Origin of the sequence: Microbulbifer mangrovi (assembly GCF_002009015.1) — a bacterium.
Classification (GTDB): domain Bacteria; phylum Pseudomonadota; class Gammaproteobacteria; order Pseudomonadales; family Cellvibrionaceae; genus Microbulbifer; species Microbulbifer mangrovi.
Window position 1 is genome coordinate 1 of the sequence record NZ_LZDE01000313.1, and the last position, 15948, is coordinate 15948.

Consider the following 15948-nt stretch of genomic DNA (forward strand, 5'->3'; position numbering starts at 1 on the left):
ATATTCAAACCCGTCTCGTCCACCGTTGCCGGCCATTTTAGTGGTGGGAACTCTTTGCTGGTGGATAGGTCTGGACAGATTTTTCGGATCTCATTTAACTCCCGCTCAAGTTCAGTCGAAGGAGTAAATTCAACGCTATCAATAATCTGATCGATTAGCTCAAGTATAGGTTTGGGATTTATAGCTGCATCCCTTTTCTCAAAGCTTCCGCTTATGCACTGGTTGTAAGAAAAAGTCAGGGTGATAATTCTGTTTCGTGATACAGGGAGGAAAAAGTAAAAATGACGATGACGGTCAATTGAATTTTGAACGAGTAGGCGTGCAGCCGGAACGGGCAGCCCTTTAATCGAATTCCAATTTAATGGACCTGTATATCGAGCTTCGCCCCTGTCCCATTCGTCATGGCCATACTCCGCAGTTAAGTAGCCAGAAATAGCAGTTTCAAATGCCCTAGGATGTAAAAAGTTAAAATTAGGGGAAGGGGATTCTGGCGCAATTGCCGATACAGCGAAGCTTGCGTTCGCTTTCTCACCAGTGAACCAAGGACCATAAAATGCGTATTTACGTAAAAAGAGAAGGCGCGATGTCCAAGTTTTTGTCGGATCATTACCTGTTCGTAGGGCTTCAAGTTCATCATTGAACCATCGGGGCGTGTATTGCTCCGAACCAGGCCGAAATATATGCAGTTGCTTGGGTGCTCTAAAACTAAGTTTGCTGCCCATTAGGTCAAAGGTGTACTTGTGTGCTCGTTTGAATCCGGGGCCCTGTGGTGTGCAGGGCCCTTTATGCTCTCTTAGTTCCAGCCGGTTGTACTTGATAAAGTCCAGCATCAAAATTTACTCTTAATTTTGTTGTGCAGGCGTGGAGATAAGTGTTCTGCAGCAGTATCAACCGTTTTCGCCAACTTATTTACTTCTTTAATGTAGGGGGCTGCTTTGCTTACTGCGTTCAAAAATACTCCTAGAGCAGGTACTGCTGTTGCACCAGCTACACCAACTGTCCCAGCGATAACGCCGATATTTACCCCTGCATAACCTGCTACAGCTCCGGCGAATGTAGCCCCGCTAGTGATTAATGCCCCCAGTTGAACACTGTCACCGATAGTTCGACCTAGCCCATAACCTTCTTCGTTAGCAATCCTGTTGATTGATGCAGGTGGCTGGCCAAAAACACCGGCTAGATTAATGGGGGATATTTTACTCAAATTTCTGCCGATCTTTATGTCGATAGCGCGAGCAGCATCTAGTATTGCTGTTTGAGAGGTTTTTGGCTCATAAAGAAATATGCTGTGATTTTCCAGTTTTATACCTTGGTCAGCTAGAATTCTCATTGCCTGTGTGAGCACGGCCGATCCTCCATATTCTGCTATCCACTTTACATCTTCAGTTTTTCTAGCATGGTACATTGCTCGCGAAAGTAGAATAGCCGATTCATGTATATCTTGTTTTGCTTCTGGATTGCGGGCATCTTTAAAATTTCTTAAGCCGCCGATTTGTTTCTCGCCCGGGGTATAGTGCAGGTCAAATTTAGTTTTTCGCAGCGCTGTTTCGCCAGTCTGGGGACTGTAGTGGCTAGATGCTACCTTTGGTGCAGCAGAACTAGCGGCACTGTTCGGGTTTCGGTAGCCTGAATTGCACACAGCAACGAGCCGACCTTCTTTGGAAGAAATATTCCCTTTTTTACTTTTGGTAGCCTCCCACACTTCTTGCTGTGTGTAGCTGGCTTCATAAATACCTGCCGTATCGCCTTTTTTCTGCAACTCCGAATATCCAGCATCCGCCTCAAAATAAACAATCTTGAATACGTCTTTGGACTGCTTTTCCACCGTAACCTTACAGCCCGGCAGAATCATCACAAACTCTTCCTCACCGCCACGGTGCACAGGACCGGGTTTGATAAAGATATTGTCCTGATGGAGGCGGCCAGAAGCGAGTTGGTGGAGGGCGTTGACAGTGATCTGGGCCCAGTAGTTACCTTGTTTGGCGAGATTGCGGATTTCCTTGTACACGGGTTCCGCTTGCGGGGTGATGCTGACTTTTTTGCCGGCGGATTTTCCGGCAATGATCACATCTTGCTTGAGGCCTTTGTTGGCAAACATGCTTCAACTCCATTTGAATATTTCCCTGGAGCTGATCTTATCTAAGTGAGATTTGTTTGGCTATTATTTGAGCGAAATTGGTACTTGTGTGCGAAGTGATGGGTGTATCAAGGTTCGCCTGCAGGGGAGGCTCCAACAAGGACACCGTGCCAAGTAGGAGCCTCCCCTGCAGGCGGATGGGAGTAGTTATCTATCAATAACAATCCCGGGTCATATTTTCCACACGGTCCGCATGTACGATGAGGTTGTCCTCGATACGCACCCCACCGAACGGACGCAGTTTTTCCACCTTGTCCCAGTTCACTTCATCCGCCAGCGGGGATTCTTTCAGGTCAGCCAGCAGGCTCTCGATAAAGTAGAGTCCCGGTTCGATGGTGAATACCTGATTTTCCTCGATCGTACGGGTGGTACGCAGGAACGGAAACTCCGACGGCGGCGGGGTAGTGCCGCCTTCCGGCGCGGTCTGGTGGCCGCCGACATCGTGTACCTGCAGACCGAGGAAATGGCCGAGGCCGTGAGGCATAAAGGTACTGGTGAGACCGGATTCCACTGCGCTTTCCGGGGAGGTCTTGATCACGCCGAACTGCTGGAGCAGCTGACCAATCTTGTTGTGGCATTCGCGGTGCAGCTCGATATAGGAGGCGCCCGGAGTCAGGCCCGCGACCAGTTCCTGCTCCTTCTCATGCATCGCCGTAACCAGATCCGCGAACTCGCCTTCACGGTAGGCGTAGCTGCGGGTAATGTCGGCGCAGTAGCCGTTGCAGTCGGCACCGGCGTCGATCAGGAAACTGCGACGCTCACTTTCCGGCAGGGCTTCTGTGGATAAGTGCGTGTAGTGCAGGATGGCACCGTGCTCGTTCAGGCCCACAATATTGCCGTAGGGCATGGTGTTTTCGCCCTGGCCGGCGGCTTTCAGGTAAGCGAGATTGATTTCAAACTCGCTGGCACCCGCGCGGAAGGCGTCTTCAGCGGCTTTATGGGCGCGTACCGCGATGCGGTTTGCTTCCCGCAGGCAGGCGAACTCGTAGGGTGTCTTGTAGGCGCGCGCCCAGTGCAGGCGGTCGATCAGGTGCTGGGGATTGCGCTCGCCGATTTCCCAGCCTTCCAGTTTCGCGGTCTCACCTATAAAGGCAGCGTCTTCCCCGATGAGAAATTCCTTGGCCTCGTCTGGCTTGGCCAGCAGCTCGATATCGTACTCGTCGCTCCAGAAGGTCTGGGGCGCGGGCGGTACGTAATGCCAGAAGTCCACCGGGCGATAGAACAGCAGCTTTGGCTTCTGGCCGCGGCGGTAGATCACCCAGCTGTGCGGGTTATCGGTAACCGGAACCAGTGCCTTGAACTGGGGGTTCACACGGAACGGGTAGTAGTTGTCGTCCAGAAATTGTACGGAGGGCGCGCCGCTGAAGACGTTCAGGGTCTCAAAGCCGCACTGCTCGAGAATGTCGTCGTAGCGTTTGCGCAGGGTGGCCAGGTGTTCACTGAAGAGTTGCTTGTCCATATTACCCCGAGTTTGGTTAAAAATTGGCCTGCGTGGCAGGTGCACGAATGCACATAGTGTATAGTCGGCACTCTGAATAATTAGTCTGATTTTGGGCCATGGAAAAGAAGATACTGCTAACGGATTGCCCGGATGCCAAGGGGCTGATCGCGAAGATCACCAACATCTGCTACAAGCACCAACTGAACATTACCAAGAACGACGAGTTCGTCGATCGCGCCCAGGGCCGCTTCTTTATGCGCACCGCCCTGGAGGGCAACTTCAACGATACGACCCTGCTAGAGGATCTCGACCTGGCGCTGCCCGAGGGGGCGGAACGCAAGCTGGTCGCCAGCGGTCGCAAGCGCCTGGTGCTGATGGTGACCAAAGAGGCACATTGTCTCGGCGATATCCTGATGAAGTGCTATTCCGGCGCGCTGGATGTGGAGATCGCCGCGGTGATTGGCAACCACAACAATCTGCAGTCACTGGTAGAGAAGTTTGATATCCCTTTCCACTGGGTGCCGGCGGACGGTCTGGAGCGGGCCCAGCACGAAGAGCAGGTGATGCAGCTGGTCGACAGCTACGAACCGGATTACCTGATCCTGGCCAAGTATATGCGGGTGCTGACCCCGCAATTTGTCGCCCATTACAAAAAACGTATCATCAATATCCACCACTCCTTCCTGCCTGCTTTTATCGGTGCCAAGCCCTATCAACAGGCGTTTGAGCGCGGGGTAAAGATCATCGGTGCCACGGCACACTTTGTGACCGACGATCTGGATGAAGGACCGATCATTGAGCAGGATGTGATTCATGTGGATCATGGCTACTCAGCGGATTCCATGGCCAGTGCCGGGCGCGATGTGGAAAAGCAGGTGTTGAGCCGGGCCCTGCAACTTGTGCTGGAAGAGCGGGTTTTTATCCATGGCAACCGCACCGTGGTTTTTAAATAGCGTTTAAACAATAGGGGAAAGCGATGTTCAGCCGTTTGTTCTTCAATTCCGTGTGTGCCTCTGCCGTACTCCTGTCTGGGTGTGCCAGCGAACCCAAGGCGCCCAACCCGGGTCTGAAGGAGTCTTTCCATACCGAGATTTCCGCGAACGGTTCCAAGCGTTTTACCTATTCCCTGGAAATGGCGGCACCGATGATCCGCGGCCCCTATACCGAGAGCCCTAACATGCGTAACGGCATGGTGCGGCAACAGGATATGGCAAGAGCTTCAGCGGGGAGCCGAACCCAGGAGCGGGACTTTGACTATGCACTGAAGCTCAAACTGCAGGAAACCGGCTTTTGCCGGGATGGGTATTTTGTCATTGACCGGGTGGTGTCCCAGCTGGGAGGTGAAGTGCGTGGTGAATGCAGGGATCCCGCAGAGCGCCTCTGAGTTTCAACCTGACCTATTCTTTCCATTGATGTCCCGCCGGAAGTGATCTAAACCTGTGTCTGCGGCGTAATAGCAAATTCAGGTCGGTATCCATCGGCTATCGAAAGTAAATTTCAATAAGCGGTGTTTCCGCGGGGCACATGATGTTCGATCAATACAGTATTCCACTGGTTATTCTCTCCTACTGCATATCTGTGTTCGGGTCGTTTGCAGCCCTGCAGCTCGTAAGTGGAATTTCAGAAGCTGTCGTCAAGGCGGATCGTTTACGGGCGATTCTGTTTGCGGGCCTCGCGATGGGTGGCGGTGCCATTTGGTCGATGCATTTTGTTGGTATGATGGCTATGAAGTCTCACATGCCAATGTCTTACGACGTGTTGAAAACTTTTATTTCTGTAGTCGTCGCGGTAGTTGCTTGTAGCGGTGGGTTAGCCATTGCCGGCACCGGGCGTTTTACTATAGACAAGCTTCTGCCCACTTCCATCCTTATGGGGGTTGGTGTTGCCGGCATGCACTATATGGGCATGGAAGCGATGCTGATGCCGGCCACGATTGAGTACAACCTAAATATCCTGATCATCTCTGTCGTGATTGCTGTTGTTGCCGCGTTCGCGGCTTTATGGATGGCCTTCCATTTGCACGGTGTGTGGCAGAAGCTGGGTAGCGCCCTGATCATGGGTGTGGCGGTGTGCGGAATGCACTACATAGGTATGTCGGCCGCCAGTTACCGGTATACCGGAGTGATGCCGGAGGCGGGTTTTGCCGGGGCCTTGAGTAGCGAACACTTGAGCATCGCGACCCTCGCTATCAGTATCGCAATTATCGGTCTCACCTTGCGTGTTAATCACTGGTATCGGAACCGACCTGCAATTCCCCTGTGACTGCACAATGCCAATATGTTGCAGTAACCTGAATTAAATCCAAAAAAACTGATACAAAAAATACCGCAACCGTAACGTGCTTTTTAATTAACGATGTAGTGAGGGAAAAAGACCAAACCGTTTTCATTTGACTTACCTGACCATTTTCACAGTTTAGTTTTTTTCTGCTGTGCCAGTGAGCTAACGGTTCCCAACCCGAGCCTGAAAGAGTCATTCCATACTGAATTTGCAGCGAATGGTTCCAAGCGCTCCGCTTTTGTGCTGAAAATGGCAGTACTACAAATTCTCCGCATTTTTACCGAAAGCCCCAACTTACGCAGCGGCATGGCGTGGCAGCAGTAGCTGAGCTGGGGCGATCTAGGCGCGGAAAGCGTCGGAATTTTGATTGCGTGCTAGAACTAATAAGAAGGAAACTGGCTCCTGTCGCAATTGATGTTTTGTGATTGTCCGCGAAGAGCCGTAACTTAATGGCGCAGTGCGTAGTAAATGCAGGGAAGGTATTTAGCGACAGTATACCCCAAAATGGCTAATTTAAAGATGATTTGTTGACATGTGAGATCATTTCTGTAGCTTCAAGTTTTCGACTTTCGGAGATTGATGCGCGTTGATGTATTCATCAAGTAGTTCCTCAAAAGATCGTATGTCTTAATGGGAATGGCTTAACTTGGGGATCTCAATGAATAAGAAGCTATGGGGTGGTTTCATTGGAATGCTTGCCTTGTCGGGTTGTGGCGGTGGGGGCGGGAGTGCTTCTGTAAGCAATGAACCTCCCGCGTCATCTAGCGCACTTTTAGGTGGGCGTCTGATGGAGCCAGTAATTAATGGTATTGAATATAGAACGGCGACCGCATCAGGTGTAACCAGTTCTGACGGTACTTTTAGTTACCGCGAAGGCGAGACGATTTCTTTTTATTTGGGAAGTACATTAATAGGGGATCCAATCTTAGCTGACAGTGAAGTTAACTTTGAACAATTGTTTCCATCGCTAGCAAGCTACAATTCCTTTCACGACCTAAAGGTTTTATTTTCACTACCCTCATCTTCTACTGAGCGCTTGGATTTCAATCGGCTTCATAATTCTCTCGTGCTTTTGGAGGCTTTTGACATTGATTCAGATATCTCTAACGGCGTTGATTTTCATGCCAAGATTCCTGAGCTGTTGCGTGATGTTGTTTTTAATGTCGATGGCGACTTAAAGGTTTTTGTCGAAAGTGACATTCCATTTCGGTACTTCAGAGAGCTTGCTCAGTCTGAATCTTTGATTGATGCTGCATCCATTACTGCTCCTGGAATGCCTTTGGATGCTTATTATAAAAGCTATTTGGAATCGCGCTATTTTTATCTTCCGGTTTATGTTTCCAGTGATATAGCGGCAGATGGTGTTCCTGAAAGGGTGGATGTTTATGTTTATGATTCTGCGGGGAATAAGGTAAGGCATGCCTCGGATATTTCCTATGACGGAAATGTCGGTGAGAACCTTCTTGGCCCCGTTTACAAGTACAATGATTTTGGCAAAGTATTGACAGTCAATGATGATCTAGATGCTGACGGAATCAATGAATTTTATGCTGAATATGAGTACGACTTGGCTGGTCACCTTATCCAAGTTCGCCGCGACGAAGATGGTGATGGAGTGTTTGACGAAGTGCTTGAGTATTCCTCAAATATATCTGTTTGCCGATTAAACCCTGAAGACTTCTATAGCGGTGGTAATGTGCCATCTGGGTGCAAATATGCTCTAGATGACGAAGGAAAGTTGGTTTTTATTTTTAGCGGTAGCTTTCCTCTGCAAGATATTGAGTACCATTCGAATAGTCGGATTTCTGTAATACGTGAATATGCGGTTCCTGGTGGTGCATTTACGCGTCTCAGGGAATTTGATGATGCGGGCAGAGAGATTTTGGATGAGCGGCATTCGGCATTTCAATACGCGCCAAATGGTGTGCGAGTTCAACGTTGGGTACGCGAATACGATTTCTCGGGGAATCTCGTGGAATATTTTTATGAGGATACGGGAAGAATCAACATACATAAAATCCGCGTTAAGTATCAGTATGATGGATTTGGGAATTTAACTGCATTTGATGTTGATTATTATGATGATGGGGTAGTCGGTGGCAGACGAGAATATAAATATCAGGAGAATGGGCTTCTCGAGCAAGAGTATTGGTATGAACTTGCAGATGGAAATGGAGTTCGTTTAGATTTTCCTAGTTATTCTGTGTTCTACGTTTACAATGAAGCTGGGCAAGTGGTAGAAAAATACTCGGAAGATCACACTTATGATGTCCCTGATGATCCAAACGGTGGGAAAAATCTTATTTTTTATGAGTTTGATTCACAAGGGAACTTGATTAATAAGAGAAGGGGGGTGGAGGCTAATTCGGGTTTCAACCATATAGAATCTTATCAACTGGAGATGACTACTTGGCGAGCGGCACTCGAATTGCTTTACAGTGCCAACAGCTACGCTAAGTTACCGTACGAAGAACGGAATTACTGAAGCCAGGACTAATATTGCCAATTAAAAAAGGCCAGCATTGCTGGCCTTATAGTTAGAAATAATAAGCTCTAGTCCATATAGCTCTCAACCGGCGGACAAGAGCAGATCAGGTTCCGATCCCCGTACACATTGTCGATACGGTTGGAAGCGGGCCATACCTTGTGGTGCTTCAGCCATGCCGCCGGGCGACCGGCGACCTCTCGGCTGTACGCATGAGTCCACTCGTCGGTCATCACGTCGTCCTGGGTGTGCGGCGCATTGTGCAGCGGGTTGTCTTCCGCGGTGTACTTGCCGCTGGCGACGTCTTCCGCTTCCTGGCGAATGGTCGCCATGGCTTCGACGAAACGATCCAGTTCTTCCTGGGCTTCGGATTCGGTGGGCTCGATCATCAAGGTGCCGGCTACCGGGAAGGACATGGTTGGCGCATGGAAGCCAAAGTCCATCAGGCGCTTGGCGATATCTTCCTCGGTGATGCCACTCACTTCCTTCAGCGGACGCAGGTCGATCAGACACTCGTGGGCGATGAAACCGTTGCTGCCTTTGTACAGCAGGGGGTAGTGCTCGCTCAGCTTCTTGGCTACGTAGTTGGCGTTCAGGATCGCGGTCTCTGTGGCCAGTTTCATGCCTTTTTTACCCATCATGCGGATGTACATCCAGCTGATTGGCAGGATGCTCGCAGAGCCCCACGGCGCGGCGGAGATGGTGCCGTTGACCGGATCGTTACCCGGAACCTCGGTCACTGGGTGGCCCGCCAGATACGGCTTCAGGTGTTCGCCAACCGCGATGGGGCCCATACCGGGGCCACCGCCACCGTGGGGAATACAGAAGGTCTTGTGCAGGTTCAGGTGGGATACGTCACCACCGAACTTGCCGGGCGCGGCCACGCCGATCAGGGCGTTCATGTTGGCACCGTCGATGTACACCTGGCCACCGGCGTTGTGGATAAGTTCGCAGATCTCACGGATACCTTCCTCGAATACACCGTGGGTGGACGGGTAGGTGACCATCAGTGCGGCAATACGGTCGCCATGTTCTTCCACTTTCGCCTTCAGGTCGGCGATGTCCACGTTGCCCTTGTTGTCGCAGGCAACCACAACCACTTTCATGCTGACCATCATCGCGGAAGCGGGGTTGGTGCCGTGGGCGGAGGCTGGGATCAGGCAGATATCGCGCTGGCCTTCACCTTTGGCTTCCAGGTATTTCTTGATTGCGACCAGGCCGGCGTATTCGCCCTGGGAACCAGCGTTTGGCTGCAGGCTGACGGCGTCGTAGCCGGTACAGGCGGCCAGCATCTGCTCCAGCTGCTTAAACATCTCGCGGTAGCCTTGCGCCTGGTCGGCCGGGGCAAACGGGTGCAGCTTGCCGAATTCCGGCCAGGTCACCGGGATCATCTCAGCGGTGGCGTTCAGCTTCATGGTGCAGGAACCCAGCGGGATCATGCTGTGGTTCAGGGCGATGTCCTTGGACTCCAGGGTCTTCAGGTAACGCAGCATCTCGGTCTCGGAGTGATGCGTGTTGAATACCGGGTGGGTCAGGAAATCGCTGCTGCGCTGCAGGCTAGCGGGTACGCCGGCGGGGCCTTTGGCCGTCAGCTCGGTGTCGATTTTGGCCAGGTCCAGGCCGTTGTCACCGCCCACGAAGATATCCAGCAGTTCTGATACGTCCTGCAGTTTGGTGGTTTCATTCAGGCTGATGCCCAGCGCGTCGCTGCCAACCTTGCGCAGGTTGATTTCTGCCTTGATGGCACAGTCGTAAATCGCGGACTGCTTGTCGCCCACGGAGACGGTCAGGGTATCGAACCAGCTGTCGTGGGTCAGGTTCAGGCCTTTTTCCTTAAGGCCGGCCGCCAGAATGTCGGTCAGGCGCTGGATGCGCGCTGCGATGGTCTTCAGGCCTTCTGGACCGTGGTAAATCGCGTAGAAGGCACTCATTACCGCCAGCAGTACCTGGGAGGTACAGATGTTGGAGTTGGCTTTCTCACGCCGGATATGCTGCTCGCGGGTCTGCATTGCCATACGCAGGGCGCGCTTGCCCTTGCTGTCGACGGATACACCGATAATACGGCCGGGTGCCGAGCGCTTATAAGCTTCGCGGAAGGCGAAGAAACCGGCGTGCGGGCCGCCGTAACCCATGGGGATGCCGAAGCGCTGGTTGCAGCCAACTACGACGTCCGCTCCCATGTCGCCGGGCGCCTTCAGGGCGACCAGGCTCATCAGGTCCGCGGCGACGGTCACCAGTGCACCGGCATCGTGCACCTTGGCAATCAGGTCGGTGAGGTCGCGTACCACACCGGTGGAGCCGGGGTACTGGAACAGGGCACCGAACAGCTCTTCCGGCAGTTCGGTTTCCGGGTTTCCTACCAGTACGTCAAAACCGAAGTGCTCGGCGCGGGTTTTCACTACCGCAATGGTCTGCGGGTGGCAGTCAGCATCCACAAAGAAGGTGTTGGACTTGTTGCGCTTTACCTGGCGCTTGCACATGGCCATGGCTTCTGCGGCGGCCGTGCCTTCGTCCAGCATGGAGGCGTTAGCCAGTTCCATACCGGTCAGGTCCATGATCATCTGTTGGAAGTTCAGCAGGCCTTCCAGGCGGCCCTGGGCGATTTCCGGCTGGTAGGGGGTATAGGCGGTGTACCAACCCGGGTTTTCCAGCACATTGCGCAGGATCACGTTCGGGGTAATGGTGTCGTGGTAGCCCATACCAATAAAGGTGCGGAAAATCTTGTTGCGGCTCGCCAGGGTTTTCAGTTCTGCCAGCGCTTCCTGTTCATCAACGGCATCGGCCAGGTCCAGGTCGTCGGACTTACGGATGGCGGCGGGAACGGTCTTTTCAATCAGTTCGTCCAGGGTGGCGACACCGAGAGTGTCGAGCATGGCCTGGGTCTGCGCAGCATCCGGGCCGATATGGCGGCGGATAAAGGCGTCGTGCTGTTCCAACTGCTTGAGGGAAGGCTGGGTCATGGTGGATGGATTCCTGTAAACACTGAATGTGCTGCCGGTGAGTACTTGTCGATCACTACCGGTAAAAAATAGCAAAGTGGGCCAATGGCAGGTGCTCGGCCTGACGGGGGCCTGCGGTGCCGGGGCTGGATGTCTGTGCAATCGACATCCGGTAATACTGGTGTGGCAGAGTCTGATTGCCCAGCCAGTATTGGTGGCCAGATAGTGACCCGATATTACTGCGGGTTCCGGCCGGCGCGCATCTTAGCAACGGCAGGGATTGTGGGCAATTCGCGCTCATTGGGGTCAAATCTATGCTGAATGAGCGGCGAATTTGTGACATATATCCTGTTTTGAGTTGTTTGGCGTTATTTTATTCTGCGTGGCGCCAGTCCCAACTGCGAATTCGACGATTTGCGCCATACTGACTGGACATAAGAATGTAGTCGGTGTCGAGTGCGGTAGACCTTGTATCGCGCGCCTAATGGAGAATGGCGCCAGGACATCCACTCCCAAGGAATCGGGGCTTTTACGTGTTGCATTTGGCCAACCTCAACACTCTGCGCTTCAAAGCCTGCCTTTTTTCGCTGCTGCTGGTGGTGGCGATGTGTCTGTTTTTCATTCTGCTCGGAAACGGCAGCCTGCAATCCCTGCTGGCCAAGAGCCGCGAGCATCGCCATCTCAACTTCCAATTCCAGGTTTCCGGGCTGCTAGAGGAATCGCGACAGGAGCTGTCGCGGCTGGCGGAACTGATTGCCCTGAGCCCACGTGGACGGATCTCTTCGCGGGATGAGCTGCGCAAAGCCATGACCCGGCAGTGGGAGTTGCTACAGCACAGCTGGGATCTGCACTCCCTCAAGGTATATGACGCGGGCAGCGAACCGGTGTTGAGCTGGGGCTCCCCGCACAACGCGCTGACTCCCGAGCAGGTGCAACAGGTGCTCCTGCGCGGGCAGCCGCTGGATCTGGTGCACTGTGAGCACACCTGTGTACAGAGCCTGTCGCTGCCGATGCGGGCCCGCGGCGGTGATTATGTCTTGCAGGTGGACCGCCCGCTGACAAACCAGTTGCGCCGCTTTCGCGAAATGACGGGTTCGGATATCGCCATCCTGTCTGCGGAGCGAAAGGACGCGCCTGTGGAGACGGGTGGCAAGTATCTCGCATCCTGGCGTCGCGAAGTTCTGTCGCTGACATCGCAGGAGCGTGTTCTGCCGCTACTAACCCGGGTGGCGGGTGAGGTGCCATCTGTATCCACGCTGCATCGATTGCGGGTTTTCGAGCTGGATGAACGGGAGTTCGATATTCGCACCATGCGGGTGGATGTGGATGAGCAGGGTGCCCAGTTTGTGTTTATCGAGGATGTGTCTGACCAGGTAGAGCATATCGACGAGTCCGTGAAGCTGCTCTTCCTGTTTTCGGTACTGGGGGCGCTGATCTTCAGTGCTGCGGTGGCAGGTACCCTATGGCGCCCGATTGTGCGCCTGCGGCGACTGGCCCAGGCACTGCCGTTGCTGACCAATGGCCGCTTTGATGAGGCGCGGCGACTGATCCGTCCGGTGTTCAAGTCCCTGGACAAGTTTGATGAGCTGGACGTGCTGGATAACACGGGGCTGACCGTGTGTGACCAGCTGGAAGACATGAATGACATGGTGACCCGCAAAACCGCGCAGTTGGAACAGATTGCCATGCACGACAGCCTGACAGGGCTGGACAACCGCTACAGCCTGTTCGAGCAACTGGAATTTCATCTGCAATTGAGCGAGCACCAGCCGGAACCGGTGCCGGAGCGGGGCTATCTGTTCTTTATCGACCTTGATGATTTCAAGCTGGTTAACGATACCCTGGGTCATCAGGGCGGCGATGAACTTTTGTGTGTGATTGCCCGCCGGCTGTTGAGTGTTATGCGTTGTGGCGACATTGTCGCGCGGCTTGGCGGCGACGAGTTCTGCGTGCTGGTGCGGGACCTGAAGGAGCCGGAGGCATACCGGGTTCTCGCAGAGAAGTTGCTCAATACCGTGGCGCAGCCGGTAAAAATCGAGGACAGCGAAGTAACGGTCACCATGAGTGTGGGGGTGGTAGCGGTGGATGAAAAAGGGGAGACCCTGGAGGCCATTCTGCAGAAGGCCGATATCGCCATGTACCACGCCAAACGCCACGGCAAGAACAAATATCAGCTGTACACCCCGGACCTGCGCGCGGAGGCCGAAGAGGTGCGGGTATCCGCAAACCACTCTCTGCCCGGCAAGGGGTCGGTAAAACCCCTGGAGCTAGTGACCTCCAAACCCCGCTGAGTTTTCCGCTTTAATCACCATTTCATAGCCTCTCCACTGCTCTTTGCCAGCGCGAGACTTTATCGATCCCCCCGGGGAAAAATTTCTTCCGCCACCGGCGGAGCCGTCGCATTTGATCTATGTTTATAAGGATCCTGCGCGTAAATTCTGCACCGGTGTACCCCCGCGTTACAGAACTTGCGATAGGAAGATGAAGTGATTGCCGCATCGGCAGTATTCGGGCAGTCCGGGCCACAAGCCCGGTGAAGAAAGGTTAGTCAGTCGCATAATGGCGAGCAAAATATACACCACCAACGACCAACTTCTCGGTAGTTATCTGCGAAATCTACTGGAGTCTGCCGGTTATTCCGTGTTGACCCAGAAGACCCGGGTGGAGCCGGTACATTCTGCAGGGCAGGGTGGCCCCGGCGGGCCCGGCAACCTGGACTGGTCTTCAGAGCTCTGGCTGATCCACGACGCGGATCTTGCCAGTGCCCAGCAGGTTTTACAGCAGGCACTCTCGGGTGAGAGCGCCTGAAGGCTAACCGCGATTACATCTGCTCCAGGACTTCGATACCCAGCAGATCCAGTCCCGTGGCCAGGGTGCGCGCAACCAGATCGCAAAGCTGCAGCCGGCTCTGTTTCGCTTCTTCACTCACTCCCTCTTTCAGTACCGGACAGGCTTCATAGAAGCCCATGTAGGCGCTCGCCAGCTCGTACAGGTAAGTACACAGTACGTGGGGGAAGGTGTCCTTGGCCACCTGATCCAGCACTTCGCCAAACTGATTCAGCTTGATTGCCAGCGCACGTTCGGCGTCGGTACCGAGAATAATGTCGCCTTTCAGATCAGATGGCTCTACACCGGCGCGACGGAAAATGCTGCGCACCCGTGTATAGGCATACTGCAGGTAGGGCGCGGTGTTGCCTTCGAACGCCAGCATCGAGTCCCAGTTGAACACGTAATCGTTGGTGCGGGTCTTGCTGAGGTCTGCGTATTTTACCGCGCCGATGCCCACGACGCGTCCGATCAGGTCCCGCTCTTCCGGGCTCAGGTCCGGGTTCTTTTCTGCAACCAGTGCGGTGGCGCGTTCCACGGCTTCGTCCAGCAGTGCCGCCAGTTTGACGGTGCCGCCGGTGCGGGTTTTGAACGGCTTGCCATCCTCGCCCATCATGGTGCCGAAGGCGCAGTGCTCCAGAGTCACGGATTCCGGCAGGAAACCGGCCTTGCGCGCGGTGGTAAATGCCTGCTTCAGGTGCAGGGACTGGCGCGCGTCCACCACGATCACGATGCGATCTGCTTTCAGCTGATTGGCACGGTAGCGGATGCCGGCCAGGTCGGTGGTGGCGTACAGATACCCGCCGCCCTTTTTGCGGATAATCATCGGGCTGGGATTGCCTTCCTTGTCGGCCATCTCTTCGATGAACACCACGACCGCACCCTGGTCTTCGACCGCAATACCGCGCTCGAGCAATTCCTCGACCAGCACGGGCAGATCGTCGTTGTAACGGCTCTCGCCGTAGACGTCGCTGCGCTTCAGGGTCACATTCAGCTTTTCGTAGATTTCTTCACTGTGGCTGATTGAGATATCGATAAAGCGCTGCCACAGTTTGAGACACTCGGGGTCGCCGCCCTGCAGCTTCACCACGTATTCCCGCGCGCGGTCGGCGAAGCCTTCCTCTTCGTCGAAACGGATCTTGGCTTCGCGATAGAATTTTTCCAGGTCCGCCAGAGCGACTTCTGCATCTTCCTTCTGGATCTGGTCCGACAGGTGCGCCAGCAGCATGCCGAACTGGGTGCCCCAGTCGCCCATGTGGTTCTGGCGGATGACCTTGTGCCCCTGGAATTCCAGCAGGCGCGCCAGTGCGTCGCCGATGATGGTGGAGCGCAGGTGGCCCACGTGCATTTCCTTGGCCAGGTTGGGGGCGGAGTAGTCCAGCACCACGGTCTGGGGATTGGCGATTGTGGCGATATTCAGGCGGGCGTCGGCACGGGCGTCGGCCAGGGATTTACCCATCCAGTCCTCGCTCAGGTGGATGTTGATAAAACCGGGGCCGGCGATCTCCACTTTTTCGATCATGGGCTGGTCGCCCAGGTTATCCACAATCTTCGCTGCCAGCTCGCGGGGGTTGGTGCCCACTTTCTTGGCCGCAGCCATGGCGCCGTTGGCCTGGTAGTCACCAAAGCCCGCCTTCTTGGCCGGGGCCACCGCCGGGCTGCAGTCCGCGGGGATGCCCGCGGCGGTCATGGCGGTCTGGAAAATGTCGTTGAGCTGCTGGCGAATATTCATAAAGGAATGCTGATCCGAATTGGGATTCTTGGACAATATAGAAGAAGGCGGGATTTTAATGTGCCCCCTAAGCATTGCAAGCAGCACGGGGAGCGGCGCGATTCTGGG

The 15948-nt window shown here is 54.1% G+C and carries 11 protein-coding genes; 6 read left to right on the forward strand and 5 right to left on the reverse strand.

Annotation, left to right across the window (positions count from 1 at the left end; translation table 11 throughout):
* The 3 genes from B4U49_RS18860 to pepQ form a co-directional block, all read right to left on the reverse strand.
* The coding region (locus B4U49_RS18860) for a hypothetical protein (protein ID WP_143735618.1) at positions 1-830 on the reverse strand (830 nt) is incomplete at its 3' end.
* Positions 830-2098 carry a hypothetical protein gene (locus B4U49_RS10550; RefSeq protein ID WP_078084557.1) on the reverse strand — a complete coding sequence of 423 codons (1269 nt, stop codon included), beginning with the start codon at positions 2096-2098 and terminating at the stop codon, positions 830-832. The genes B4U49_RS18860 and B4U49_RS10550, both read right to left, overlap by 1 nt.
* Before the next feature lie 193 nt (positions 2099-2291).
* Positions 2292-3596 carry a Xaa-Pro dipeptidase gene (gene pepQ, locus B4U49_RS10555; RefSeq protein WP_078084558.1) on the reverse strand — a complete coding sequence of 435 codons (1305 nt, stop codon included), beginning with the start codon at positions 3594-3596 and terminating at the stop codon, positions 2292-2294.
* A 98-nt stretch (positions 3597-3694) separates the two neighbouring features.
* On the opposite strand from pepQ, the gene purU reads away from it, so the two are divergent.
* From purU to B4U49_RS10575, 4 genes are all read left to right on the forward strand, one after another.
* Positions 3695-4531 carry a formyltetrahydrofolate deformylase gene (gene purU, locus B4U49_RS10560; RefSeq protein WP_078084559.1) on the forward strand — a complete coding sequence of 279 codons (837 nt, stop codon included), beginning with the start codon at positions 3695-3697 and terminating at the stop codon, positions 4529-4531.
* A gap of 23 nt (positions 4532-4554) precedes the next feature.
* A complete protein-coding gene (locus B4U49_RS10565) occupies positions 4555-4962 on the forward strand; it encodes a hypothetical protein (RefSeq protein WP_078084560.1) in 408 nt (135 codons plus the stop codon).
* Positions 4963-5105: 143 nt separating this feature from the next.
* Positions 5106-5840 carry an MHYT domain-containing protein gene (locus B4U49_RS10570; RefSeq protein WP_158078604.1) on the forward strand — a complete coding sequence of 245 codons (735 nt, stop codon included), beginning with the start codon at positions 5106-5108 and terminating at the stop codon, positions 5838-5840.
* Between the two features lie 676 nt (positions 5841-6516).
* On the forward strand, positions 6517-8343 hold the full coding sequence (locus tag B4U49_RS10575) for a hypothetical protein (protein ID WP_143735619.1): 1827 nt from the start codon (positions 6517-6519) through the stop codon (positions 8341-8343).
* A 68-nt stretch (positions 8344-8411) separates the two neighbouring features.
* Here B4U49_RS10575 and gcvP read toward each other — a convergent pair whose 3' ends face one another.
* Positions 8412-11303 carry an aminomethyl-transferring glycine dehydrogenase gene (gene gcvP / locus B4U49_RS10580; RefSeq protein WP_078084563.1) on the reverse strand — a complete coding sequence of 964 codons (2892 nt, stop codon included), beginning with the start codon at positions 11301-11303 and terminating at the stop codon, positions 8412-8414.
* Between the two features lie 521 nt (positions 11304-11824).
* Between gcvP and B4U49_RS10585 the strand changes: the two genes are divergently transcribed.
* Both B4U49_RS10585 and B4U49_RS10590 read left to right on the forward strand, forming a co-directional pair.
* Positions 11825-13573, forward strand: a complete 1749-nt coding sequence (locus tag B4U49_RS10585; RefSeq protein ID WP_158078605.1) for a diguanylate cyclase domain-containing protein — start codon at positions 11825-11827, stop codon at positions 13571-13573.
* A gap of 268 nt (positions 13574-13841) precedes the next feature.
* On the forward strand, positions 13842-14090 hold the full coding sequence (locus B4U49_RS10590) for a putative signal transducing protein (protein ID WP_078084565.1): 249 nt from the start codon (positions 13842-13844) through the stop codon (positions 14088-14090).
* A 13-nt stretch (positions 14091-14103) separates the two neighbouring features.
* On the opposite strand, the gene argS is transcribed toward B4U49_RS10590, so the two are convergent.
* Entirely contained in the window at positions 14104-15840 is a 1737-nt protein-coding gene (gene argS, locus B4U49_RS10595; RefSeq protein WP_078084566.1) for an arginine--tRNA ligase, read from the reverse strand.
* Between the last annotated feature and the right edge of the window lie 108 nt (positions 15841-15948).

Bases quoted from the DNA above. Each gene is read 5' to 3' on its own strand.
- B4U49_RS10550 (WP_078084557.1), bottom strand. From the start codon at position 2,098: ATGTTTGCCAACAAAGGCCTCAAGCAAGATGTGATCATTGCCGGAAAA.
- pepQ (WP_078084558.1), bottom strand. From the start codon at position 3,596: ATGGACAAGCAACTCTTCAGTGAACACCTGGCCACCCTGCGCAAACGC.
- purU (WP_078084559.1), top strand. From the start codon at position 3,695: ATGGAAAAGAAGATACTGCTAACGGATTGCCCGGATGCCAAGGGGCTG.
- B4U49_RS10565 (WP_078084560.1), top strand. From the start codon at position 4,555: ATGTTCAGCCGTTTGTTCTTCAATTCCGTGTGTGCCTCTGCCGTACTC.
- B4U49_RS10570 (WP_158078604.1), top strand. From the start codon at position 5,106: ATGTTCGATCAATACAGTATTCCACTGGTTATTCTCTCCTACTGCATA.
- B4U49_RS10575 (WP_143735619.1), top strand. From the start codon at position 6,517: ATGAATAAGAAGCTATGGGGTGGTTTCATTGGAATGCTTGCCTTGTCG.
- gcvP (WP_078084563.1), bottom strand. From the start codon at position 11,303: ATGACCCAGCCTTCCCTCAAGCAGTTGGAACAGCACGACGCCTTTATC.
- B4U49_RS10590 (WP_078084565.1), top strand. From the start codon at position 13,842: ATGGCGAGCAAAATATACACCACCAACGACCAACTTCTCGGTAGTTAT.
- argS (WP_078084566.1), bottom strand. From the start codon at position 15,840: ATGAATATTCGCCAGCAGCTCAACGACATTTTCCAGACCGCCATGACC.